Origin of the sequence: Paeniglutamicibacter psychrophenolicus, from assembly GCF_030812255.1 — a bacterium.
Lineage (GTDB): Bacteria > Actinomycetota > Actinomycetes > Actinomycetales > Micrococcaceae > Paeniglutamicibacter > Paeniglutamicibacter psychrophenolicus_A.
On record NZ_JAUSSH010000008.1, the window covers coordinates 154732 to 179625 of the forward strand.

At 63.5% G+C, this 24894-nt stretch carries 13 protein-coding genes and 1 pseudogene; 4 read left to right on the forward strand and 10 right to left on the reverse strand.

Going from position 1 to position 24894, the window contains the following annotated elements; translation table 11 throughout:
- Positions 1-34: 34 nt before the first annotated feature.
- From J2T21_RS12870 to rpsL, 5 genes are all read right to left on the reverse strand, one after another.
- Complete coding sequence (locus J2T21_RS12870) at positions 35-4132, reverse strand: hypothetical protein (RefSeq protein ID WP_307581726.1); 4098 nt, start codon at positions 4130-4132, stop codon at positions 35-37.
- A gap of 218 nt (positions 4133-4350) precedes the next feature.
- On the reverse strand, positions 4351-5541 hold the full coding sequence (tuf, locus tag J2T21_RS12875) for an elongation factor Tu (RefSeq protein ID WP_307581727.1): 1191 nt from the start codon (positions 5539-5541) through the stop codon (positions 4351-4353).
- A gap of 235 nt (positions 5542-5776) precedes the next feature.
- Entirely contained in the window at positions 5777-7891 is a 2115-nt protein-coding gene (gene fusA, locus J2T21_RS12880; protein WP_307581728.1) for an elongation factor G, read from the reverse strand.
- An 81-nt stretch (positions 7892-7972) separates the two neighbouring features.
- On the reverse strand, positions 7973-8443 hold the full coding sequence (rpsG, locus tag J2T21_RS12885) for a 30S ribosomal protein S7 (RefSeq protein ID WP_071212929.1): 471 nt from the start codon (positions 8441-8443) through the stop codon (positions 7973-7975).
- Positions 8443-8817 (reverse strand): 30S ribosomal protein S12, encoded by a 375-nt coding sequence (rpsL, locus tag J2T21_RS12890; protein ID WP_007271021.1) that lies wholly within the window; start codon positions 8815-8817, stop codon positions 8443-8445. The genes rpsG and rpsL overlap by 1 nt, the downstream gene beginning before the upstream one ends.
- Before the next feature lie 416 nt (positions 8818-9233).
- Here rpsL and J2T21_RS12895 point away from each other — a divergent pair, with 416 nt between their 5' ends.
- A complete protein-coding gene (locus J2T21_RS12895; RefSeq protein WP_307581729.1) occupies positions 9234-11036 on the forward strand; it encodes an HNH endonuclease signature motif containing protein in 1803 nt (600 codons plus the stop codon).
- Between the two features lie 492 nt (positions 11037-11528).
- On the opposite strand, the gene J2T21_RS12900 is transcribed toward J2T21_RS12895, so the two are convergent.
- Positions 11529-15422 (reverse strand): DNA-directed RNA polymerase subunit beta', encoded by a 3894-nt coding sequence (locus J2T21_RS12900; RefSeq protein ID WP_307581730.1) that lies wholly within the window; start codon positions 15420-15422, stop codon positions 11529-11531.
- A gap of 190 nt (positions 15423-15612) precedes the next feature.
- A complete protein-coding gene (rpoB, locus tag J2T21_RS12905) occupies positions 15613-19119 on the reverse strand; it encodes a DNA-directed RNA polymerase subunit beta (RefSeq protein WP_307581731.1) in 3507 nt (1168 codons plus the stop codon).
- Positions 19120-19428: 309 nt separating this feature from the next.
- On the opposite strand from rpoB, the gene J2T21_RS12910 reads away from it, so the two are divergent.
- Positions 19429-20622 (forward strand): acetyl-CoA C-acetyltransferase, encoded by a 1194-nt coding sequence (locus tag J2T21_RS12910; RefSeq protein ID WP_307581732.1) that lies wholly within the window; start codon positions 19429-19431, stop codon positions 20620-20622.
- A gap of 5 nt (positions 20623-20627) precedes the next feature.
- The gene (locus tag J2T21_RS12915) at positions 20628-21110 is read left to right on the forward strand and encodes an aminoacyl-tRNA deacylase (protein WP_307581733.1); all 483 of its coding nucleotides are present in this window, start codon (positions 20628-20630) and stop codon (positions 21108-21110) included.
- On the opposite strand, the gene J2T21_RS12920 is transcribed toward J2T21_RS12915, so the two are convergent.
- From J2T21_RS12920 to rplJ, 3 genes are all read right to left on the reverse strand, one after another.
- Positions 21094-22287 carry an acyltransferase family protein gene (locus tag J2T21_RS12920; protein WP_307581734.1) on the reverse strand — a complete coding sequence of 398 codons (1194 nt, stop codon included), beginning with the start codon at positions 22285-22287 and terminating at the stop codon, positions 21094-21096. The genes J2T21_RS12915 and J2T21_RS12920 overlap by 17 nt on opposite strands.
- Before the next feature lie 204 nt (positions 22288-22491).
- Positions 22492-22863, reverse strand: coding sequence for a 50S ribosomal protein L7/L12 (rplL, locus tag J2T21_RS12925; protein WP_071212923.1), 372 nt, complete (start codon positions 22861-22863; stop codon positions 22492-22494).
- A 68-nt stretch (positions 22864-22931) separates the two neighbouring features.
- Entirely contained in the window at positions 22932-23486 is a 555-nt protein-coding gene (rplJ, locus tag J2T21_RS12930; RefSeq protein ID WP_007271013.1) for a 50S ribosomal protein L10, read from the reverse strand.
- Between the two features lie 824 nt (positions 23487-24310).
- On the opposite strand from rplJ, the pseudogene J2T21_RS12935 reads away from it, so the two are divergent.
- Positions 24311-24894 (forward strand): annotated as a pseudogene (locus J2T21_RS12935) (IS1634 family transposase); the annotation flags it as partial.

The following is a 24894-nucleotide window of genomic DNA, read 5'->3' on the forward strand; positions in this document are numbered from 1 at the left end:
AATGAATGGCACTCTGCTCTCCAGCACCATCGGCTCAGTGCGAATCGTCGGAGGCATCCTGGCCGTGCGGCCTCATCCACGGCATGCCGCTGCCGGCCGGTGGCGCAGGCGGAGCCTGTGGTCCGGTCGGCCCGTATACCGTTTGGTCCGGGACCGAAGGGTCGGCGGCGGGCGCCTGCCAGGCAGCCGGCGCAGCTGCCGGCGGATACGGTTGGGCGGGAGAATCGTGGTCCTGGGAACCCTTGTTCATCTTTCCCAGCCTCCACAGTGCCAGGGCGATCAAACCGGCCGCGATCAGCAACAGCAGCAGGAACGTGTACCCACGCAGGAACCACAGCACCGCCACGGTTACCCCGACCGCGCCCCACACCGTGAAGATCTTCCGGTTGGTCACCAGTCCGAAGACCAGCAGCGCCGTGAAGCTCAGCAACACCACCAGCTGCTGGGCCAGGGTGGAGGAAAGGAAGGTTCCCAGCCCCGCCAGCGACAGCAAGACCGAGGACGCACCCAGGACAACGATGCCGTTCCGTTCCCGCTTGCGCCGGAATTCGTAGGCCGCAAGCAGTCCCAGGACGATGATCCAGTAGTAGAAGGCCGCAAACGTGCTTGTCCCGCCAACCCCGACCCACCAGCAACGGTGGATGACCGCGGCGCCCACCAGGGCTGCGACCTCGTATCCGGTTTCCCGCAGTCGGGCCGGTACCTCCAGTGCCGCCGCGGCGAAGACGGCCACCAGCAGCATCACCGCACCCGCATAAACGTGCCTGTCGATTTGGTCGGACTGCCCGAGCAATCCGCCGAAGCCAAGGGCCGCCAGCGAGACGGCAAAAAGCACCCGGGCGTGGGCCGGGTCCCAGCCGGCAGTCCGCCGCACGAGGGCGGCAAACGGCACCGGCTCCCCGCCAAAACGGCCACCGAAGATCGAGCCGATCAGCAAGATGACCCAGGTGGCCCCGAGTCCGATCATGCCGTCCAGCGGTTCGCTCCCCCGCTCCAGGGCCAGGTCGTGGATGAGGTCCACCCCGCGCAGCGAGGCCGACAGCACCAGCGCGGCGCTGCCCAGCAGCAACAGCGGGATGCCCCAGGTGGCGGAGAAGACCATGAAGCCGGCCGCGCCCAGCAGCCCTGCGGTTACCTGCCATCCGGGCTCCTGCCAGTCATGCAGCCCGAAGAGCGCCGCCCAGTACGCCACGGCCACCACGGCACGCACCCAGCGCCAGTCCTTCCCGGCCAGGTTGCGCACCTCGGCGACGAGGATGCCGAGAAGCAACAGGACCAGCACCGTGCCGGCGACGTCCTTGGTCCACAACGGCGACGGCAACCAGCCCCCGAGGCGCAGTGACTGCCCAAGGGCCGGGACAAGCACCAGGCCCAGCAGCCCCAGTGCGGCGGGTACCGCAACGTACCGGAAGGCCGGAGCCCGGCGGACATGGGTCGTGGCAACGACACCGGAAAAGGCCAGCAGGCACAGGAACTGGACCAACAGCCCGGCTTGGTCGTATCCACCTGCATGATCCATCAGGTATACGGCCGGGACCAGCAACAGCAGGGCCACCGCGGCAAGGGTCATCAGCGTGCGGGGGTCGGAGTACTTCGGCATGGCCGACTTCCGTCCCAGGGCGGCACGGACGGATTGGGCCAGCGCGATGGTGAAGGCGAACAGCGCAAACTGGCCATGGGCGTCCATGTCGAAGCGGTCGGCAACGTGCCATGCGGTGCCGGAGAAGAGCGCCTGGGCCAGCACCGAATAGCCCACCTTCTCCGCCAGGACGGTGCCGGCCAGGATCCGGATTCCGGCATGGGCCAGGCCCAGGACGGCAACGAGTTCGACCATCCAGGAGGGGTCGCGGCCCGCTGCCATGCCAAGCCCTGCACCCAGGGCGGCCAATCCGCCGAGGTGGCCCAGTGCCATCGGGACCCGTTCAAGGACTGCCACGGTCCGCTCCCCCGGGACGCGATGTGGTGCCCGCCGGTGGCCCAGGATGGCGGTGGCGCCCACCAGGCCCGCGAGCAGGCCCAGCCACAACAGGATGGTGTCCCACTGGTAGCCCAGCCACAGCACCGTGGCGAACCCGGCGGTGCCCGGATCCACGTCGGAGTAGAGCAACGAGCCGCCCCGGCCGAGCTTCACCGACAGGGACCACGTGGCCACCGCCGCGCACAGCACGCCGCCGGCAAAGATGAGCGATTCCCCGAACGACTCCAAGCGGGGTGCCGTCGCCGCCGCCGTCTGTGCGGTCCGCCGCATTCTGGACAGCAGTCCTGCGGCAACGCCAAGCTGGATGAGCAGCGCCAGCACGACCCCGACCAGCGTCGCCACCTCGATGGTGCGCTCCAGGGCCGCGGCCTGGGCTGGGTTCGCGGTGCCGGGCAGCACGGTCAGGGTGCTGCCCAACCGCGGCTGGAGCGCCCAGCCCGCCGCCGCATAGGAGAACAATGCCCCGGTTGCGGGGACCAAGGCGATCCGCGCGGCCCACCGAAGCGACGAGCGTGCGGTGCCTGAGGCGTTGCGTGCCAGCCACCAGGTGGCCAGCGCCGCTGCGGCGAGCAGCATCCCCTGGCGCCCCTGGTTGCCGTCCATCGGTTCCACGATCCCCAGGACCGCGACGCCCAACGGTACCCAGCGGAATTTACCGCCACGTCGTGCGCCAACGAAAACTCCGGCCGCCAGCAGCAATGCCAGGGCCCAGTTCAGGTCGAGGCCACCCCCGGATCCGGCAAGCCCCTGATCACGCAGCAGCGACTCGGCGCCAATCAGCGCCCCCAGCCCCGCCAGGGCCAGCAGGATCCAGGTTTCACCGGCAGCAAAGGCCTGCTTGAGGCGCAGCTTGCGCGCATAGTTCGGCGCGAATTGCGCCAGCAGCACCAGCTGCGCCACGAGCAACGCGGCCATGATGCGGAAGATGTCCGTCGCCGAAACATCGGCCACGTGCAGGAAGGCCCCGATGCTTGCCATGGCCGAGATGCGGGCCGCGGCCAGGTGCGCGAACCGTTCGGTCGCAGGTGCCGCGACCAACGCAACGGCGTAGTACAGTGCCGCCGCGGCAAAGATCCATCCGTAGTCCCTGGCCTGAAGCACGGCGAACGACAAGAGCGCGGCGAGCACCGTGGCCGGAACCAGGTACCGGTGCGCGAGCGTGAACGACTGCACGTAGATGTTGCCGACCCAGCGAGGTTTCCTGGAACCGACCAGCGTGATCGCGGTGGCCAGCAGCATGCTGAAGAGGAAGTAGTAGATCAGTCCGCGGTTGAGCACCGCGCCGCCGGAGTAGGCGGTGGAGACCAGGAAGGTGGTGCCAAGGCCGGCGACGATGCGCGATTGCAGCTTCCCGGCGGCGTAGGCGAAGGCGACGGTTCCCACCACGGAGGTGACGAACCAGCTGGCCCCGGGGGTGGTGGACAGCAGCAGGAAATGGGCCAGCCCGGTCATCGGGATCAGTGCGAGCCCGGTCGCGGTGAAGGCTGCGGCGGCCGGGCGCAGCCGGACGCTGCGCGCGTGCATCAACAGGCCAACCCCGTAGAATCCCGCGGCGACCAGGCCCAGCCCCACGACCTTGGCCGCCGCCGGCAGTGCCAGGGCAATGAAGAGTGAGGCCGCGGCAACCATGAGCAGTGCGGCGACGTACAGGGTGATGTTGATGTTCCGCAGTGCGCGCACGCGCGGGTCCACCGGAACAGCAGGCACCCGAAGAGGCGGGGCCGGCATTGTGGGCTGTCCGACGTGGGCGGCTGCGGGCATGGCGCCGGAGAATTGCGGTTGTCCGCTTCCGGGCCCGGGATCCCCAACGGCCGCCGGCGGGGCGGACGGGGACGGGGCGAATGGGACCGGGGCGCCCGGGCCGGGTTGCATCGAACCGGCGGTGGACGTTCCTTGCTCCCCGAGAGCCGGTCCCGGGGCCCCGGTCTGGGCATCATGGGGCATGAGGGCATCGCCGGCTTCCCGCTTCCGGGCAGCCTCCTGCGTTGCCGCGTCGAAGCCGCGCTGCCAGGCAAGGGCGAGCGCTGCCCGGTCGGGGGCCGGGGCTTGGACCGGTTGCCGGGACTGGAACTTGTTGGCCGCCAGCTGCTTGCCCAGGAACAACCCTGCAAGGAACATGGCCACGGCCACCACGATCAGGACGAACCCATTCATACTGGTTTCCCGCCTCCACCTATGTCTTTATGCCACCCGGGACAAAGGGCCGCTTGCGGACTCCAGCGTACCCCATTCAGAACATTCGTTTGATATAAATGTCCGGTGGTTTCTGCACGAGTTCCGGGGGCAAAGAAAAAGACCCCCGTTGCACTGTCGAAACAGTGCAGCGGGGGTCTTTTCCAGACCCTTAGGTCAAGATACCCGAGTAGAAAAGACTACTTGGTGATCTTGGTGACCTTGCCCGAACCAACGGTGCGGCCGCCTTCGCGAATTGCGAAGCCGAGGCCCTCTTCCATGGCGATCGGCTGGATCAGCACGACGGACATTTCGGTGTTGTCGCCGGGCATAACCATTTCCGTGCCTTCCGGCAGGGTGATAACGCCGGTGACGTCCGTGGTGCGGAAGTAGAACTGCGGGCGGTAGTTCGAGTAGAACGGGTTGTGACGCCCGCCCTCATCCTTGGAAAGGATGTACACGTTGGCCTCGAAATCGGTGTGCGGGGTGATGGAACCCGGCTTCACGATGACCTGGCCACGCTCTACGTCTTCGCGCTTGATGCCGCGAAGCAGCAGACCACAGTTCTCGCCGGCCCATGCCTCGTCGAGCTGCTTGTGGAACATCTCGATACCGGTAACCGTGGTCTTCTGGACCGGGCGGATGCCGACGATCTCGACCTCGGAGTTGATGGCGAGGGTTCCACGCTCGGCGCGGCCCGTAACAACGGTGCCACGACCGGTGATGGTGAAGACGTCTTCAACCGGCATCAGGAACGGCTTGTCGCGGTCACGAACCGGGGTCGGAACGTGCTCGTCAACGGCGTCCATGAGGGCCTCAACGGACTTGACCCAAACCGGGTCGCCTTCCAGTGCCTTCAGGCCCGAAACACGCATAACCGGTGCCTCGTCGCCGTCGAAGCCCTGCGAGGAGAGAAGTTCGCGAACTTCCATTTCCACGAGGTCCAGAAGCTCTTCGTCTTCGACCATGTCGGACTTGTTCAGTGCGACCAGCAGGTAGGGAACGCCAACCTGGCGGGCCAGCAGAACGTGCTCGCGGGTCTGGGCCATCGGGCCGTCGGTGGCGGCAACCACGAGGATCGCGCCGTCCATCTGGGCAGCACCGGTGATCATGTTCTTGATGTAGTCAGCGTGACCCGGGGCATCAACGTGCGCGTAGTGGCGCTTCTCGGTCTGGTACTCGACGTGCGAGATGTTGATGGTAATACCGCGCTGGCGCTCTTCCGGCGCCGAGTCGATATTGGCGAAATCGCGCTGCTCGTTCAGATCCGGGTACTTGTCAGCAAGCACCTTGGAAATGGCGGCGGTCAACGTGGTCTTGCCATGGTCAACGTGACCAATGGTGCCGATGTTGACGTGCGGCTTGGTCCGCTCGAACTTTGCCTTTGCCACAGGTTCCTCCTAGAAACGTTTACAGAAGACGTACCTCGTCCACACGGGTCGCGGACGAAACTTGTACAAGTCTACTGGGGGCTTAGTGAATTGTTTAAATTGTGGTTAGCTGCGGGATCCAGCTGGGGATCCGTTAGTTGGCCTGGCGGGGCCGGATTGGATTTCTCTGCACCGACCCCGTCGTGCGGCCACTCACCCGATGATCGGGGTCACGGCCAATTCTTGGTCCGGACGATTACTCGCCGCGGGACTTCTGGATGATCTCTTCGGCAACTGCCTTCGGGACCTCTGCGTAGCTGGAGAAGGTCATCGAGTACACTGCACGGCCCTGGGTCTTCGAACGCAGGTCACCAATGTAACCGAACATCTCGGACAGCGGGACCGTTGCGCGGATAACCTTCACGCCTGCTGCGTCTTCCATCGAGGCGATGGAACCACGGCGGGAGTTCAGGTCACCGATGACGTCGCCCATGTACTCCTCGGGAGTACGGACTTCGACATCCATGACCGGCTCGAGGATGATCGGCTGGGCGCGGCGTGCGCCTTCCTTGAACACCTGTGAACCGGCAATCTTGAACGCCATTTCCGAGGAGTCAACGTCGTGGTAGGCACCGTCGAGGAGGGTCGCCTTGACGCCCACCATCGGGTAGCCGGCCAGGATGCCGAACTGCATGGCGTCCTGGATACCTGCGTCTACCGACGGGATGTATTCGCGAGGAATACGTCCACCGGTGACGCCGTTCTTGAACTCGTAGATGACACCGTCGACAACTTCCAGGGGCTCGAAGGAGACCTGGACCTTTGCGAACTGGCCCGAACCACCGGTCTGCTTCTTGTGGGTGAAGTCAACCTTCTCCACAGCCTTCTTGATGGTTTCGCGGTATGCAACCTGCGGCTTGCCAACGTTGGCTTCAACGCGGAATTCGCGGCGCATGCGGTCCACCAGGATGTCCAGGTGAAGCTCGCCCATGCCGCCAATTTCGGTCTGGCCGGTGTCTTCGTTGAGGGAGACGGTGAACGTCGGGTCCTCGGCCGAAAGCTTCTGGATTGCGGTCGAGAGCTTCTCCTGGTCACCCTTGGTCTTCGGCTCGATGGCAACGAAGATCACGGGATCGGGGAAGGACATCGACTCAAGAACGATCGGGTGTGCCGGATCGCACAAGGTGTCACCGGTGGTGGTGTCCTTGAGGCCGATCACAGCGTAGATGTGGCCGGCGTGGACCTCGTCTACGGGCATTTCCTTGTTGGCGTGCATCTGGAAGAGCTTGCCAATGCGTTCCTTCTTCTGCTTCGTCGAGTTCAGCAGCTGGGTACCGGGAGTTGCCTTGCCGGAGTACACGCGGATGAAGTTCAACTGGCCGAAGAACGGGTGAGTTGCAATCTTGAACGCAAGTGCCGAGAACGGCTCGTCCTCGGAAGGCTTGCGGATCAGTTCGATCTCTTCGTTCTTCGGGTCGTGGCCGATCATGGCCTCGACGTCGAGCGGCGAAGGAAGGTAGTCGATGACAGCATCGAGCATCGGCTGGACGCCGCGGTTCTTGAAGGCAGAACCACAGAAGACCGGGTAGATCTGCGAGTTGACGACCATCTTGCGGATGCCGGCCTTGAGCTCAGCAATGCTGATCTCTTCGCCTTCGAGGAACTTCTCCATGAGCTCGTCAGAGCCCTCGGCTACGTCCTCAACCAGCTTGGCGCGGTATTCCTCGGCCTTTTCCTGAAGGTCGGCCGGGATTTCCTGGACTTCGTAGGCGGCACCCATGGTGACGTCACCCTTGGAGTCGCCCTCCCAGACGAAAGCCTTCATGGTCATCAGGTCGACAACGCCGGTGAACTCGGACTCGGAGCCGATCGGCAGCTGCATGACCAGCGGCTTGGCACCAAGGCGCTTGATGATGGTTTCTACGGTGAAGTAGAAGTCAGCACCCAGCTTGTCCATCTTGTTGACGAAGCAGATACGCGGAACGTTGTACTTGTCGGCCTGGCGCCAAACAGTCTCGGACTGCGGCTCCACGCCTTCCTTGCCATCGAATACCGCAACGGCGCCATCGAGGACGCGCAGCGAGCGCTCAACCTCAACGGTGAAGTCAACGTGACCCGGGGTGTCAATGATGTTGATCTGGTTGTTGTTCCAGAAGCAGGTCACGGCGGCAGACGTGATCGTGATGCCGCGTTCCTTTTCCTGCTCCATCCAGTCGGTCGTTGCGCCGCCGTCGTGCGTTTCGCCGAGCTTGTGGTTCACACCCGTGTAGAACAGGATGCGTTCCGTAGTAGTGGTCTTACCGGCATCGATGTGGGCCATGATGCCGATATTGCGGACCTTGTTTAGGTCGGTAAGCACGTCCTGTGCCACGATGTCTCCCTTTGTTGGTTATGCCCGCGACGTTGGCGGAACCGGTCTATGACCAATCCCGCCAACCGGACAAAACGCTTTTTACCAGCGGTAGTGGGCGAAGGCCTTGTTGGACTCTGCCATCTTGTGAGTGTCTTCGCGACGCTTGACAGCGGCACCAAGACCATTCGATGCGTCGAGGATCTCGTTCATGAGACGTTCGATCATCGTCTTCTCGCGGCGAGCCTTGGAGTAGCCAACGAGCCAGCGAAGAGCCAGCGCGGTGGAGCGTCCGGGCTTGACCTCAACGGGAACCTGGTAGGTTGCGCCACCAACACGGCGGGAGCGAACCTCGAGGGCCGGGCGGATGTTATCCATGGCCTTCTTCAGGGTCACGACCGGGTCGGTACCGTTCTTGGCCAAGGCACCTTCGAGTGCACCGTAAACGATACGCTCTGCGGTGGACTTCTTACCATCGACCAAAACCTTATTGATCAGCTGGGTAACAAGCGGGGAACCGTATACCGGATCCGAGACGAGGGGGCGCTGTGGCGCGGGGCCCTTACGAGGCATTACTTACCTTCCTTCTTGGCGCCGTAGCGGGAACGAGCCTGCTTACGGTTCTTGACACCCTGGGTATCGAGAGCGCCACGTACGATCTTGTAGCGCACACCCGGGAGGTCCTTCACACGTCCGCCGCGCACCAGCACGATGGAGTGTTCCTGCAGGTTGTGGCCGACACCCGGAATGTAAGCGGTAACTTCGACGCCACCGGCAAGACGCACACGTGCGACCTTACGAAGTGCGGAGTTCGGCTTCTTCGGGGTGGTGGTGTACACACGGGTGCATACGCCACGACGCATCGGGTTGCCCTTAAGGGCTGGGGCCTTGGTCTTAGTGACCTTCGGCGAGCGACCCTTGCGGATCAGCTGCTGAATAGTAGGCACTTTCGTGTCCTCCGGTTTCTTTGTTCTGCGGCGCCACCCACAATCAAACTGCTTGGAGACGCTGCGTTTATAGTCGTTTCATCACAGCGATTTCGGATTTGACCCTAGGCGTGCGAAAGTGTGGCATCTGTTGCGCAACCTACCCGCAACCCGGACCGTGTCCATTTGCCACACATGAAAAACAATTAGCTCAAGCTTAGCACGCGCATGGCGGCGCAATTGACGCGGGGCTCTTGGAGCCCGCCGGATGAAAGGCAGGTCACTTAATTTCCTCCCGCAGAAACCGCTCGCACCGAACCCCGCCCCGGAAGTTTCACCCGATGCCCACCCGCGGGCCATTGCCCGTTCGTGCAAGGTTATCCACATATTGGCCTTCTCCCCCGCCACCGACCCCGCCGAGGTGCCATCGTGTAGCCATGGCAACGATGGCAATGCTCGCCAACGCCGGATTGGCTGGACTTCAGCAATTCATGGCGTCGTCCACGGAAGGAACGGATACCTCGGCATCCGAATCCCCCGTGGACGATCAGCTGCGCCTGCTGGCCCTGCTCAATCCGCTGCTCAAAACGCTCGTGGACGAGATTGCCGGCTCTGTCACCACGTCGCCGGTACGCGCCGCGACGCTGGCACTCCTCATCGAGGACCTCGGGCGAACCATCGGCCGCGCCCAGATCGTTGCCGCAGGCAAGATTGAGGAATCCGATGCACACACCTTGAAGGAAGAACCGCTTGCCCTGCTGCACCAAGTGCACGGCAACCTCGCCGACTTCATCGAAGGCACCATCTCGCTTCCCGCCGACCAGTGCAACAGCCCAGGCACCAAGATGCTTTTCAAGGACGCAACCGAGATGCTCAAGGAGCAGCTGCACCTGTCCTTCTCCCAGTCCAGGGAGCGCCTGGCCACCCGCGACCTGCTGCTGGCACGGACGGGATTCAACGGATCGGTCGTTCCACCGCGCTTCGCCGTCCTGTCCAGGGTGCTCGACGACGGGACCGCCGACCCGCAACAAGTGGCGATGGCGGCGCGCCGGCTGCTGGCCCTGCAGCCGGGCATCGATGCCCAGCCGGATCCCGGCGCGGCCGCCGAGCTCATCGAACGGCAAGTCGCCGAGTCGCTGGTCTCGCGGAACCCCGCCGGGACAACCCAGCTATTCAAGCGCATCTCCGCGCGGCTCGATGCCCAGGCGCTGGAGCGCGGCGAGGCCCGGATGCTGGAGCACCTCAGCCTCGACTTCAAGGGCAAGCAGGCCCGCGGATACGTTTGGGAGTTGTGCACCGATGTCCAGGGGCATGAAACGCTCCTGCACCTGTCCGACCAGCTGGCCAATCCGCGGTCCGCGTTCGGGAACACCCCGAGCCCCGCCCCGGACCCCGGGAAAAAGTCCGGCTCCGATGCCGGCTCCGGGTCAAGTTCCGGGTCGGAAGGCCAAGAGCCGCTACCGGGGCTCTCCGAGCCCGGAAGCTCCCCAGAAGCCCCGCCCATCCCGGCATGGGCAATCGATCCGCAGACCCCCGACGAGCAGCGGCCGCGCGCCGGGTTCACAGACCTTGGCCGGGGAATCCCCGCAACGGAAGGCGCGCCCGGACTTGAATTGCTGCCGGGCGAGAGCACTGCGGAAGCCAGGGCCCGAGCCAAGGCGCGTGCCCTGTACCAGTTCGTGTTCGATTCCATGCGATATGCGGCGGACGGGGAGAGTCCCGGCGCGCCAACGATGCCCATGAAGCCCCAGGTTGAAATGATCGTCACCATTTCGTGGGACGCCTTGGTTGGAAAGCTCAACGATCCGGGCATCACCGCCCACAACCAGTTGGTTTCGCCCGGATACGCCCGCCGGCTTGCGTGCTCCGCAAACATCCTCCCGGCCGTGCTCGGCACCCGATCGCAGCCGCTGGACTTGGGACGCACGCAACGTCTGTTCAACAGGGCCCAACGACGGGCCATGATGATCCGGGACAAGGGCTGCATCAACCCCGGCTGCACGATGGCCTCCCACCGCTGCGAGGCAAACCACATCAAGCCGTGGTACCTCGGTGGTGAAACGAACCTGGCGAACGGTGCACTGTTATGCCCGATTTGCCACGCTTCGTTCCATGCCGGCCACTTCAAGATCGTGGTGGTTGATTCGATCCCGTACGTCCTGCAGTCCACCGCGCGCGATCCGGAGCAGCGGCTCCGACGAAACTGGATATTCCACCCCGAGGCCGAGGCCGCCGCCTAGGCAAACCTGCGCCAGCCGGGACTCACCGCTTCAAGGTCCTGCGGTTCGGTCGAACAATGCGGCACCAGGTGCTTAATCCCCCAGTGGCCACCTACAAACCGGGATACAAATCCCCTGGATGCAATTGCCTTCGACGGACTCCTTCGAGCAGCCCTCCCCGGCGAATCCCGCACCGCCACGCGGCCACAGGACCGCCCGGGCATGCGCCCCGGTCCGCCGCCGCGCCTTGTTTCCATATGCAAAAGCACCCATGCCAGATCGTCAACCGTTCCTGCGCCGGCCCACGCACGGCGATGCGGGCTTCCCCCGTGCCCGGTTCGGCCCGACGGGGCCCTCCTGCTCGTCTCATCCCCCGCAGTGCGTTTTCGGGTGCAAAAAGGCCGGCCCGCACCGCACTCCCCCGCCTCCTCTTTCAAGGAGCGGGAAGTGCGGCACGGGCCGGCCTCGTTACGTGTTCTTCCCCCCGGCGAGACCGGGGAGAAGAACTACGCCTTAGCGGAAATCGTTGCCGAGATCGTAGTCATCCATGGCGATGGCATGGAACTCCGGGCTCAGGCCCGGCTCCAGGCCTTCGTAGTCCATGCCGGTGGAGAATGCGGACTGCCCGGTGAACAGCGAAGCCTTCGCTGCCTCGGTCGGTTCCACATTCACCTGGGTGTAGCGATCCAGGCCGGTACCGGCCGGAATCAGCTTACCGATGATGACGTTTTCCTTCAGGCCGAGCAATGGATCGGACTTGCCTTCCATCGCGGCCTGGGTCAGGACACGCGTGGTCTCCTGGAAGGACGCGGCCGAGAGCCAGGAATCGGTAGCCAAGGAAGCCTTGGTGATACCCATCAGCTCGTCACGACCGGATGCGGGACGCTTGCCCTCGGAGACGGCCTTGCGGTTCTCCGACTGGAAGCGTGCCTTGTCCGCGAGCTCGCCCGGCAGCAAGTCGGTTTCGCCCGACTCGATGACGGTGATGCGGCGAAGCATCTGGCGAACGATGACTTCCACGTGCTTGTCGTGGATGCCCACGCCCTGGGACTGGTAGACCTCCTGGACTTCGCGGACGAGGAACTTCTGTGCCTCACGCGGGCCAAGAACTCGCAGGACCTGCTTCGGATCGATCGCACCGGCAACAAGCTGCTGGCCAACGGTGACGGACTCGCCCTCGATAACCAACAGACGTGCACGACGCAGCACCGGGTAGGCGATTTCTTCGTCGCCGTTGTCCGGGGTGATCACGATGCGCAGCTGCTTCTCGGAATCCTCGATGGTCACGCGACCGGCAACCTCGGAGATCGGGGCAACACCCTTGGGGGTACGTGCCTCGAAGAGCTCCTGGATACGCGGCAGACCCTGGGTGATATCTTCCGCGGAGGCAGCGCCACCGGTGTGGAAGGTACGCATGGTCAGCTGGGTACCGGGCTCACCGATGGACTGCGCGGCAATAATGCCCACTGCCTCACCGATGTCAACGGTCTTGCCGCTGGCCAGCGAACGTCCGTAGCACAGTGCACACGTTCCGACGGCCGATTCACAGGTCAGCACGGAGCGGACCTTGATCTCGGTGACACCGGCGTTGAACAGCTCGTCGATGAGCACGTCGCCCACGTCCGAGCCGCCCGCGGCCAGCACCTTGCCCTCTGCGTCGGTCACATCGGTGGCCAACGTACGGGTGTAGGCCGAGTTCTCGACGGTTTCGTGCATGCGCACGGTGCCGATCTCGTCCGTGTAGGCGATCGGCACGGTCAGGCCGCGGCTGGTGCCACAGTCCTGCTCGCGCACGATGACATCCTGCGAGACGTCCACCAAACGACGGGTCAGGTAACCCGAGTTGGCGGTCTTCAGCGCGGTATCCGCCAGGCCCTTACGGGCGCCGTGGGTCGCGATGAAGTACTCAAGGACCGACAGGCCTTCACGGTATGAAGACTTGATCGGACGCGGGATGATCTCGCCCTTTGGGTTGGACACCAGGCCACGGATACCGGCAATCTGGCGCAACTGCAGCCAGTTACCACGAGCCTTGGAGGTCACCATGCGGTTGATGGTGTTCAGCTCTTCCATGCCGGCCTGCATGGCCGCGGCAACCTCGTCGGTCGCCTTGGTCCAGATGTCGATCAGGTCCTGGCGGCGCTCCGAGTCGGCAATCAGGCCCTTGTCGTACTGCGACTGGACGCGACGCGCCTTCTCCTCGTACGGGGCAAGGATGGTGGCCTTGTCCATGTTCGAGGTGATGTCGGAGATGGCAACGGTGATGCCCGAGCGGGTGGCCCACTTGAAGCCTGCATCCTTGAGGTTGTCCAGCGTTGCCGCGGTAACAACCTTCGGGTAGCGCTCGGCCAGGTCGTTGACGATGTCCGAGAGGGCATCCTTGCCGGCGACACGCTCAACCCACGGGTAATCCGCAGGCAGCGTCTCGTTGAACAGGACCTGTCCGAGGGAGGTCTCGATGAGCGCCTCGGCGCCCTCGACCCAACCTTCCGGAGCCGGCTGGTCAGCGGACGGGACGAAGCCCGACACGCGGATCTTGACCGGTGCGTTCAGGTGCAGCTCGCCGCGGTCCATCGCCATGATCGCCTCGGCGGCCGAGGAGAACGCACGACCGGCGCCCTTCTCGTCCAACCGCTTGGTGGTCAAGTGGTGCAGACCGATGATCATATCCTGCGAAGGAAGTGCAACCGGGCGGCCATCGGACGGCTTCAGGATGTTGTTCGAGGACAGCATCAAGATGCGTGCCTCGGCCTGGGCCTCGGGGCTCAGCGGCAGGTGCACTGCCATCTGGTCACCGTCGAAGTCGGCGTTGAAGGCGGCACAAACGAGCGGGTGGAGCTGAAGGGCCTTGCCTTCAACCAGCTGGGGCTCGAACGCCTGGATGCCCAAACGGTGCAGGGTGGGTGCACGGTTCAGCAACACCGGGTGCTCGGTGATGATCTCTTCGAGAACGTCCCAGACCTGCGGACGGTAACGCTCGACCATGCGCTTGGCGCTCTTGATGTTCTGTGCGTGGTTGAGGTCAACCAGCCGCTTCATCACGAACGGCTTGAAGAGCTCCAGGGCCATCTGCTTGGGCAGGCCACACTGGTGCAGCTTCAGCTGCGGGCCGACCACGATGACCGAACGGCCCGAGTAGTCGACGCGCTTGCCGAGGAGGTTCTGGCGGAATCGTCCCTGCTTGCCCTTGAGCATGTCGCTCAGGGACTTCAGCGGACGGTTGCCCGGACCGGTCACCGGACGGCCACGACGGCCGTTGTCGAAGAGCGAGTCCACAGCTTCCTGCAGCATGCGCTTTTCGTTGTTCACGATGATTTCCGGCGCGCCCAGGTCCAACAAGCGCTTGAGGCGGTTGTTGCGGTTGATCACGCGGCGGTACAGGTCGTTGAGGTCGGAGGTCGCAAAGCGGCCGCCGTCCAGCTGCACCATCGGGCGAAGCTCCGGCGGGATCACCGGAACGGCGTCCAGGACCATGCCCAACGGGGAGTTGGTGGTGGTCAGGAACGCGTTGACGACCTTGAGGCGCTTCAGGGCACGGGTCTTGCGCTGGCCCTTGCCGGTCTCGATGATTTCCCGAAGGATCTCGGCTTCCGCTTCCATGTCGAAGGACTCGAGGCGCTTCTTGATGGCTTCGGCACCCATGGAGCCCTCGAAGTACAGTCCGTAGCGTTCGCGCAGCGAACGGAACAGGCCTTCGTCACCCTCGAGGTCTGCAACCTTCAGGTTCTTGAAACGGTCCCAGACCTGGTCAAGACGCTCGATGTCGGCGTCGGCGCGCTTGCGCACCTGGGCCATCGTCTTGTCCGCGAGGTCGCGGGTCTTCTTCTTTTCCGCTGCCTTGGCGCCGTCGGCTTCGAGGGCAGCAAGCTGGTCCTCGAGTTCGCGGGCGATGGAGGCGATGTCGGAGTCGCGGGTGTCAACCAGCTGCTTGCGTTCCAGGTCATGCTGGGCCTGGAGGTTCGGCAGCTCGGCGTGGCGGCGCTCTTCATCAACGGCGGTGACCATGTAGGCCGCGAAGTAGATGATCTTCTCAAGATCCTTCGGGGCAAGGTCAAGCAGGTAGCCCAAGCGCGAGGGAACGCCCTTGAAGTACCAGATGTGGGTCACCGGAGCGGCGAGCTCGATGTGGCCCATGCGTTCGCGGCGGACCTTGGCGCGGGTGACTTCAACACCACAGCGTTCGCAAATGATGCCCTTGAAACGCACGCGCTTGTACTTGCCGCAGTTGCACTCCCAGTCACGGGTGGGACCGAAGATCTTTTCGCAGAAAAGACCGTCCTTTTCCGGCTTGAGGGTGCGGTAGTTGATGGTTTCGGGCTTCTTTACCTCGCCGTAGCTCCACCCGCGGATCTCTTCCGCAGTTGCCAGGCCGATGCGCATGAGGCCGAATGAGGATTCGCTGGACATATGGTCCTTATCTCTCTTCTAAGTTCTCTGAAGTCTAATGTGGTGGGGTGTTCGCCGGTCCTTGCGGATCGGCGCCCACCGTTGGGTCTGGAAGTGATCCAGTTCCGTGGCCGTGGTTTCGTGCCGGGGGCGGGCGAACCGGCGTTGCCGGTGCACCGCTCCCCCTGGCACGAAAACCCACTGCGGGGAACTAGACCTCTTCGACGGAGTTCGGTTCCGACCGGGAAAGGTCGATGCCGAGTTCTTCCGCGGCCCGGAAGACTTCTTCATCCGAGTCTCGCATTTCGATGGTCTGTCCGTCGGTTCCGAGGACCTCGACGTTCAGGCACAGCGACTGCATTTCCTTGATCAGGACCTTGAACGATTCCGGAACGCCGGGTTCCGGGATGTTCTCGCCCTTGACGATCGCCTCGTAGACCTTCACGCGACCGTGGATGTCATCGGACTTGATCGTGAGCAGTTCCTGCAGTGTGTATGCGGCACCGTAGGCCTCCAGGGCCCACACTTCCATCTCACCAAAGCGCTGGCCACCGAACTGGGCCTTACCACCCAGCGGCTGCTGCGTGATCATGGAGTACGGGCCGGTGGAGCGGGCGTGGATCTTGTCGTCCACCAGGTGGTGGAGCTTCAGGATGTACATGTAGCCCACGGAGACCGGATCCGGGAACGGCTCGCCGGAGCGGCCGTCGAACAGACGGGTCTTGCCGGAGTTGCCGATCAGGCGCACGCCGTCGCGGGTCACTGCGGTGTGGTCCAGCAGTCCGCGGATCTCGTCCTCGGAAGCGCCGTCGAAGACCGGGGTCGAAACCGTGGTCGAACCGGTCTCGCGCGGCAGGCTCGGCAGATCCTTGATCCACTCCGGCTCGCCCTCGATCTTCCAGCCCTGCTTGGCGGCCCAGCCCAGGTGGATTTCCAGGACCTGTCCGACGTTCATGCGGCCCGGAACACCCAACGGGTTCAGGACGATGTCGACGGGGGTTCCGTCTTCCAGGAACGGCATGTCCTCGATCGGCAGGATCTTGGAGATGACGCCCTTGTTGCCGTGGCGGCCGGCAAGCTTGTCACCGTTGGTGATCTTGCGCTTCTGTGCCACGTAGACGCGAACCAGCTGGTTGACGCCCGGGGGCAGGTCGTCGTCGTTGTCGCGATCAAAGATGCGAACACCGATGACCACGCCGGACTCGCCGTGCGGGACCTTCAGGGAGGTGTCGCGCACTTCGCGGGACTTCTCGCCGAAGATGGCGCGCAGCAGGCGCTCTTCCGGGGTCAGCTCGGTCTCGCCCTTGGGCGTGACACGGCCAACGAGGATGTCGCCGGCTTCGACCTCGGCACCGATGTGGATGATGCCGCGCTCGTCGAGCTGCGCCAGGATTTCCTCGGAGACGTTCGGGATGTCCCGGGTGATCTCCTCGGCACCGAGCTTGGTGTCGCGGGCATCGACTTCGTGCTCTTCGATGTGGATCGAGGTGAGCACGTCGTCGGAGACCATGCGCTGCGACAGGATGATCGCATCCTCGAAGTTGTGGCCTTCCCAGGACATGAACGCCACGAGGAGGTTCTTGCCCAGGGCGAGCTCGCCCTTGTCGGTGGACGGGCCGTCGGCGATGATCGAGTTGTAGTCAACCCGGTCGCCTTCGGACACCATCACGCGCTGGTTGTATGCGTTGCCCTGGTTGGAGCGTGCAAACTTCATGATCGGGTAGGAGGCCTCGGTGCCGTCGTCGTTCATGACGGTGACCAGGTCGGCCGACACCTCGGAGACCACGCCGCCGGTGGAGGCGACGACGGAGTCGCCGGCATCCACTGCTGCGAACTTCTCCATGCCGGTGCCCACGAGCGGGGACTCGGATGCCAGCAGCGGCACGGCCTGGCGCTGCATGTTCGCACCCATGAGGGCGCGGTTGGCATCGTCGTGCTCGAGGAACGGAATCAGGGCGGTTGCCACCGACACCATCTGGCGCGGGGAAACGTCCATGTACGCGATCTCGGACGGCTCGACGATGACGGGCTCGCCGCCACCGCCCTTTTCACGGACCAGGACGCCGTCTTCGATGAAGTGGCCGTCCTCGCTCAGCGGCGCGTTGGCCTGTGCGATGAAGTGGTCCAGCTCGTCGTCCGCAGTCAGGTAATCGATCTGGCCGGTGACCTGGCCGTTGACGACCTGGCGGTACGGGGTTTCGATGAATCCGAAGGCGTTGATGCGGCCGTAGGTCGCCAACGAACCGATCAGGCCGATGTTCGGGCCTTCAGGGGTTTCGATCGGGCACATGCGTCCGTAGTGGGACGGGTGGACGTCTCGGACTTCCATGCCTGCACGGTCACGGGACAGACCGCCCGGGCCCAGCGCGGAAAGACGACGCTTGTGCGTCAGACCGGCCAGCGGGTTGTTCTGGTCCATGAACTGCGAGAGCTGGGAGGTTCCGAAGAATTCCTTGATCGCTGCAACAACCGGACGGATGTTGATCAGCGTCTGCGGGGTGATCGCCTCGACGTCCTGCGTGGTCATGCGTTCGCGAACCACGCGCTCCATGCGGGAAAGACCCGTGCGGACCTGGTTCTCGATCAATTCGCCCACGGCGCGGATGCGACGGTTGCCGAAGTGGTCGATGTCATCGATGCTGACGGTCAGGTCAACAGGCTTGCCATCGCGGATGCCCGGGGTGGTCTTCTCGCCTGCGTGCAGGGCAACCAGGAACTTGATCATCGCGACGATGTCGTCGATGTTCAGCACCGAGGCGTCCGGGGAGTTCAGCGGGGTGTCGACGCCGAGCTTGCGGTTGATCTTGTAACGGCCAACCTTGGCCAGGTCGTAGCGCTTCGCCTCGAAGTAGAGGTTCTTCAGCAACGCCTGTGCGGCATCGACCGTCGGCGGCTCGCCCGGGCGCAGCTTGCGGTAGATATCCAGGAGTGCTTCTTCCTGGGTATCGGTGGTGTCCTTCTCCAGGGTGGCGCGGATCGAGTCGTACTGTCCGAACTCCTCCAGGATGCGGCCTTCGGTCCAGCCGAGGGCCTTGAGCAGGACGGTGACCGACTGCTTGCGCTTGCGGTCAAGGCGGACGCCGACCTGGTCGCGCTTGTCGATTTCGAGTTCGAACCAGGCACCACGCGACGGGATGATCTTCGCGGTGAAGATGTCCTTGTCGCTGGTCTTGTCCGGGGTGCGCTCGAAGTAGGCGCCCGGGGAACGCACGAGCTGGGACACCACGACACGCTCGGTGCCGTTGATGATGAAGGTGCCCTTGTCGGTCATCAGCGGGAAGTCGCCCATGAACACGGTCTGCTGCTTGATTTCGCCCGTGTTGTTGTTCATGAACTCGGCCTTGACGTACAGCGGAGCCGCGTAGGTTGCGTCGCGGTCCTTGCACTCGGCCATCGTGTACTTGGGATCAGCGAACTCCGGCTCCGAGAAGCTCAGGGACATGGTCTCCTGGAAGTCTTCAATCGGGGAGATCTCTTCGAAGATCTCGGCCAGGCCGGAGACGTTGGCTACACTGGTGTCACCGATGGTCTGGGCGTATGCCAGACGGTTCTTCCAGCGCTCGTTGCCGATGAGCCAGTCGAAGCTCTCGGTCTGAAGCGCCAAGAGGTTCGGGACGTCAAGTGGTTCGTGAATCTTTGCAAAAGAAAGTCGGCCAGCATATTCCGCGCTACGGGCCGAACTAGCGGTTTGGTTGTTAGAGGTGCTCGAGGCGACCAAGATGGATCCTTCCACAGACCGTCAGGTTTCCGGCGTCGTCTCCCCGTGAACAGTTTCACTGAACACAGCACCGCTGAGCAGGCCCACCGCTATATGAAGGCCGGAGATGAAAAGAGAAGACGCAAATCTCTACGCTACACCATGCGGCTTACCATGTCCATCGGCTTGCGTGCAACCCGGCTACCCACGGGCCGATTTCGGTGAGATTTACATCACGGCCGGAAGGCAGTCCTGTGGCCCACACCATAGCGCGATAACCTAGAGGTAGCAGTTGTTTCACCGCAACCCCCGAAAGCGAGATCCACCATCATGTCCTCACCACGAGACGCAGTCATCGTTGCCGGAGCGCGCACCCCCTTCGGCCGCCTCAATGGACAGCTCTCCACCCTCAGTGCCGTTGACCTCGGCGCCGCCGCCATCCGCGGGGCACTGGAACGCTCGGGCGTCGCGGCCGCAGACGTGCAGGCAGTCATCATGGGACATGTGGTCCAGGCTGGTTGCGGCCAGAACCCGGCCCGCCAGAGCTCGATCGCGGCCGGGATCGGCTGGGACGTCAACGCCACCACGCTGAACAAGGTCTGCCTCTCCGGACTCGCAGCCGTCACCGATGCGGCACGGCTGATCCGCGTCGGGGACGCGGACGTCGTGGTCGCCGGCGGCCAGGAATCCATGTCGCAGACCCCGCACCTGCTGCCGGGTTCACGCAAGGGCTGGACCTACGGGAACATCACCGCCATCGACTCGGTCGCCAACGACGGGCTGACCGACGCCTTCGACGGGAACTCCATGGGCATGAGCACCGAAACCAAGAACACCGAGCTGGGCCTGACACGGACCGAGCAGGACGAGGTTGCCGCGGCCTCGCACCAGCGTGCCGCAGCGGCCGTCGAATCGGGCGTCTTTGCCGAGGAGATCGTCCCGGTCAGCATCCCGCAGCGCAAGGGCGATGCCTTGGTCATCGACACCGATGAGGGAATCCGGCCGAACACGACCCTCGAAACCTTGGCCGGGTTGCGCCCGGCCTTCGCCAAGGACGGCAGCATCACCGCCGGCAACTCCTCTCCCCTGTCGGACGGGGCAGCAGCGGTCATCGTCACCTCGCGCGCATACGCCGACTCGCACAACTTGGAGGTCCTGGCGACAATTGGGGCGGCCGGACAGGTCGCCGGCCCCGACAACTCGCTGCATTCCCAGCCGTCGCACTCGATTGCCGCCGCGCTGAAGACCCAAGGCTGGACGACCTCGGATCTTGATTTCATTGAGATCAACGAGGCCTTCGGCGCCGTGGCCTGCCAGTCGCTGAAGGACCTGGACTACCCGCTGGAAAAGACCAACATCCACGGCGGTGCGATTGCGCTCGGCCACCCGATCGGCGCGTCCGGCGCCCGCCTGGCCCTGACCGCGGCACTGGAACTCAAGCGTCGCGGCTCCGGCCGGACCGCCGTAAGCCTGTGCGGCGGCGGCGGCCAGGGCGATGCCCTGCTGCTGAGCCGAGAGGCCTAGGCAAGATGGCGGACCAGCTGCCGGCAGGTGTGGAACGAATGATGCATGACGCATCGGCACGTGGACTCGATGTCGAGGTCGTGTCCCGCCCGCCGGCCGGCAGCCTGGCCGAGGCAGCCGGCCTCCTGGGAATCCAGCCGCGCGAGATCATCAAGTCGCTGGTGGTCAAGCACAAGGACGGGTCGTTCTTCTTCGCCCTGATTCCGGGCGACAGGGTCATTTCCTGGCCCAAGCTGCGTTCCCTGCTTGGCGTGAACAAGTTGTCCATGCCGCCCTCCGACGTGGCCTGCGCAGCCACGGGATATGAGCGCGGCACCATCACCCCGCTGGGCTCGAGTACACCGTGGCCGGTCTACGCGGACTTCGGCGTCGAACCGGGGCGGATCTGCATCGGTGCCGGAGCCCATGGGCACTCGGCATTCGTGGATTCCAGGGACCTGATCACGGCACTGGATGCCACGGTGGCCGACATCAGCGATCCCGAGTAGCAGTTTCCAACTTCTTCGTGAGCCCGAGCCGGACGCCCAGGTAGTTCAGGGACCTGGTGGCCGCGGCGGCCAATGGCTTGGCCAGCGGGCGTTCAATGAACCTCTGGACCAGGTAGGCGGCACCGAACACCATGCCAATGACCAGGAACAGCGTCAGGTATTGACCCAGCACCGGGTTGAGGTGGTCGATCAGCCACCAACCCCACACTTGGTGCAAGAGGTAGACCGGATAGGTCAGCGCACCCATGGTGGCCAGGAATTTCCATTGCACGTTGCGCAGGGGCGTAAGCGACAGCAAGGTCACCGCGGCAAAAAGCCCGGCAATGATCAGCCAATAGTGCCAGGCCGGAATGACGTAGCCGACCAGTTCCAGGGCCTCGGCCGGTCCCTTCACACCCGTGAAGAACGCGGCAATGATGACGTTGAGCGCCAGCAGGAACCAGCGCATCGGGCTGTGTCCAAAGCGGTAGATGAGGAAGAGCATGATCCCGCCGCAGAAGAGCGGCGCATACTCGCTCATGAGGAACTGTGACGCGTCCTCGCGGTTCGCGATGTGCAGCGCCAATCCAAGCACGGGCCAGGCCGCGGCCAAGACTGTCACGGTCCGAATGGTCAGCAGGCGCAGCATGATCAGCGCAAGAATTAGCAGGTAAAAACGCATTTCGACCCACAAGGTCCAGTAGACCCCGTCAATGTGCCTCAGGCCCATGGCCGGGTGGAACATCGTGAGGTTGGCCAGCAGCTCCCTGATGCCCAGCCCCGCGCCCATCTGCGGCCACACGAAAATCACCAGTGTTCCGGTGGCCAGCACGGCGAACCAGTAGGCAGGATACAGCCGGCCGATCCGCGAACCGACGAAGCGTCCGGCACCTTTCCCGTAGGCGGAGAGCAGGATGACGAATCCGCTGATGATGAAGAACAGCTGCACACCCATGTTGCCGTATACGGTGACCTTGGAGAGCAGCGGCCAGGCGTCCCTGGCCTCGTCGGTTCCCCAGAAACCGTGGTGCCACGCGGTGTAGTGAAAGAGCACCACCAGCACGGCTGCGCCGAGTCGAAGTCCGTCGAGCAGGGCCAGGCGCGGGGCCCTCTTCGGAGCAGCGTCAGCTTTATGGGCGGGTTTGGTTTGGGTTGCGGCGGCCGGGGCGGTGATGGTTGCCGTGGCGTTGTGCGACATTGCTACTTCCCCCCTGCGCTTGACCTAGTTCGTTATACATCCGTTATCTACGGTATCAAAGAACGCTAGTTGCAGTACCCCAAAGCTCGACAAGAGATGCATGTCACAGCAAGTCATGAGCTTTTTCGCCGGAAGTTCGGGGTTAAAGACCTCTGGCCCGCAAAACCAAGAGGTTTTGCGGGCCAGAGGTGATGAAGCAAAGAGTTACTTGACGGTAACCGTTGCGCCGGCGGCCTCCAGGGCCTCCTTTGCCTTCTCTGCAGCTTCCTTGGTGGCAGCTTCGAGGATGGCCTTCGGAGCGGCGTCAACCATATCCTTGGCTTCCTTCAGACCCAACGAAGTCAGGGCACGAACTTCCTTGATGACTGCGATCTTCTTTTCGCCGGCCGATTCGAGGATAACGTCGAATTCGGTCTGCTCTTCGGCTTCGGCGGCACCAGCGGCCGGGCCGGCAACTGCAACAGCAGCTGCGGAGACCTCGAAGGTCTCCTCGAAGGTCTTTACGAACTCGGAGAGCTCGATGATGGTCATTTCCTTGAAGGCTTCCAAGAGCTCTTCGGTGGACAGCTTAGCCATGGTGGGCAGCCTTTCCGTCGGCGGCACTTATGTGCCGCAAGTTACTTGAGTGAGGGGTTGAAGAAAGCTTAGGCTTCTTCGGTGGCGGCTTCGGCAGCAGGTGCCTCGGCCTCGGCAGGTGCTTCAGCAGCGCCACCGTTTGCTTCTTCGAGCTTTGCACGCAGTGCTTCGATGGTGCGGACTGCGGCGGAAGCCGGAGCCTGCAGCACACCGGCAACACGTGCCAGCTGGAACTCACGCGATTCAAGGGCTGCCAGTGCGGCAACTCCGGCTGCGTCAAGGGCCTTGCCCTCGAAGAAACCGGTCTTGATGATGAGCTGCTTGTTGTCCTTGGCGAAATCCGTGAGGCTCTTAGCGGCAGCGATTGCGTCGCCCTTGATAAAGGCGATGGCAGTCGGGCCAGCAAGCTGGCCTTCGAATGCTTCGATGCCGGCTTCCTTTGCTGCGATACCAGTCAAGGTGTTCTTCACAACCGCGTACTTGGTCTCCTGACCAAGTGAGCGGCGAAGCTGCTTGAGCTGCGCAACAGTAAGCCCACGGTATTCGGTCAGGACAGCGGCGGTCGACTCCTTGAAGTCGGCGGTGATTTCCTCAACTGCGGAAACCTTAGTCGGCGTTGCCATAACACTCCTTCCGGGGTATAGATCTGAAACCTGTCAATCTGGCCCGGTCAGGAGTACTGACATAAAAAACGCCCCATGCAGATGCACGGGGCGGAAAGAACGCAACAGTATTGCGGAAAATTCACTTCGTTCACCTGCGCAGGTCGTCCTTTGTGGGACTTTCGGAGTCTTACCGCATAAACAGCAATCCTCGACCGACGGTCTTCGGTAGTTCCAAGCCTAACAGCGGAACGCCGCCGGCTCCAAATCGAGTGCAGGGTGTTCCTTGCAACAGCACCAGGGCGGTGCCCGGATACGGCTTGCCAGAAAAAAGCGACGGGCCCCTCAGGTTCCGCAACTTGGGGGATAGCGGAAGGGAGGGGCCCGTCTGTGCAGCAATGCAACTTGGGGGAACGCATTGCTGCGGTATCACGCTCAGGGCGGGGCTTGGGGTCTCCGCCGTGGAGCGCGTGGTGACATAGTCACCGGTCGCAATCAGATCGCGACCCCATAAGCCTATCAGGAATGTGCACTCCAACAACTCACTGGGCCAAAATTTTTCCCGATGCCTCGCTGATCAGGCGAAAGGCCATTCTATTGGCAGCCAGCCGCCAGTCGATGCGTCGAGAAGTCGTGGAATGCCGGCGTTGTCGGCGTGGTTGCACGTCGGCACGCGCCAGCGGCAGCGCCAGACATGGTTTGCGATTAGCCTGAAGTTACGTTCGGGATTTGCCCCGGAACCGCAAGGTTCCGGGGCATTTCCATGTTTCAGGCCGAAAACCGTAGCCACTAAAATATTCGTGAAAAGTCTTCCACTTTCAATCAAACGGGTGTAATTTGTTGCCATGGAACCGGGAACCAAGGCCATGCACGTAGCCATCAACAAGTCCCGTCGGGTGAACAAGGCCGGCGTCGAGGTCGAATACCAATCCGCCCTGATCCGCCGCACCTACCGCCAAGACGGCAAGGTCAAGCACGAGACCCTGGGCAACATTTCCTACCTGCCCCAACACGCCATCGAGGACCTTCAGGCGTCCTTGAAGGGCAAGACCATGGTGGACGCGGCCGCCCGGATGCAGATCCTGCGTTCGCTGCCCCACGGACACCTCGACGCGATCAACACCATGGCCCACGGATTAGGCTTCGAATCCCTGCTCGGCCCCGCCTGCCGGAACCGCGACCTGATCATGGCCCTGCTCGCCGCGCGTATCTGCAACCCAACCTCCAAGCTCGCCACCCTGAACTGGTTCGCCGACACCACCCTGGGCACCGACCTCGGGCCGGTCTCCTCCGATGACCTCTACGCAGCGATGGACTGGCTCCTGGAACAGCAACCCCGCATCGAAAAGCAGCTCGCCCGCACCCACCTGGGGCCCGAACACAACCCCGAGGGACTGGCCCTGTTCGACCTGTCCTCCTCCTGGGTCAC

Coding starts and splice junctions, on each gene's coding strand:
- J2T21_RS12870 (WP_307581726.1), bottom strand. CDS start 4,132: ATGAATGGGTTCGTCCTGATCGTGGTGGCCGTGGCCATGTTCCTTGCA.
- rpsG (WP_071212929.1), bottom strand. CDS start 8,443: ATGCCTCGTAAGGGCCCCGCGCCACAGCGCCCCCTCGTCTCGGATCCG.
- J2T21_RS12895 (WP_307581729.1), top strand. CDS start 9,234: ATGGCAACGATGGCAATGCTCGCCAACGCCGGATTGGCTGGACTTCAG.
- J2T21_RS12900 (WP_307581730.1), bottom strand. CDS start 15,422: ATGTCCAGCGAATCCTCATTCGGCCTCATGCGCATCGGCCTGGCAACT.
- J2T21_RS12910 (WP_307581732.1), top strand. CDS start 19,429: ATGTCCTCACCACGAGACGCAGTCATCGTTGCCGGAGCGCGCACCCCC.
- J2T21_RS12915 (WP_307581733.1), top strand. CDS start 20,628: ATGGCGGACCAGCTGCCGGCAGGTGTGGAACGAATGATGCATGACGCA.
- J2T21_RS12920 (WP_307581734.1), bottom strand. CDS start 22,287: ATGTCGCACAACGCCACGGCAACCATCACCGCCCCGGCCGCCGCAACC.
- rplL (WP_071212923.1), bottom strand. CDS start 22,863: ATGGCTAAGCTGTCCACCGAAGAGCTCTTGGAAGCCTTCAAGGAAATG.
- rplJ (WP_007271013.1), bottom strand. CDS start 23,486: ATGGCAACGCCGACTAAGGTTTCCGCAGTTGAGGAAATCACCGCCGAC.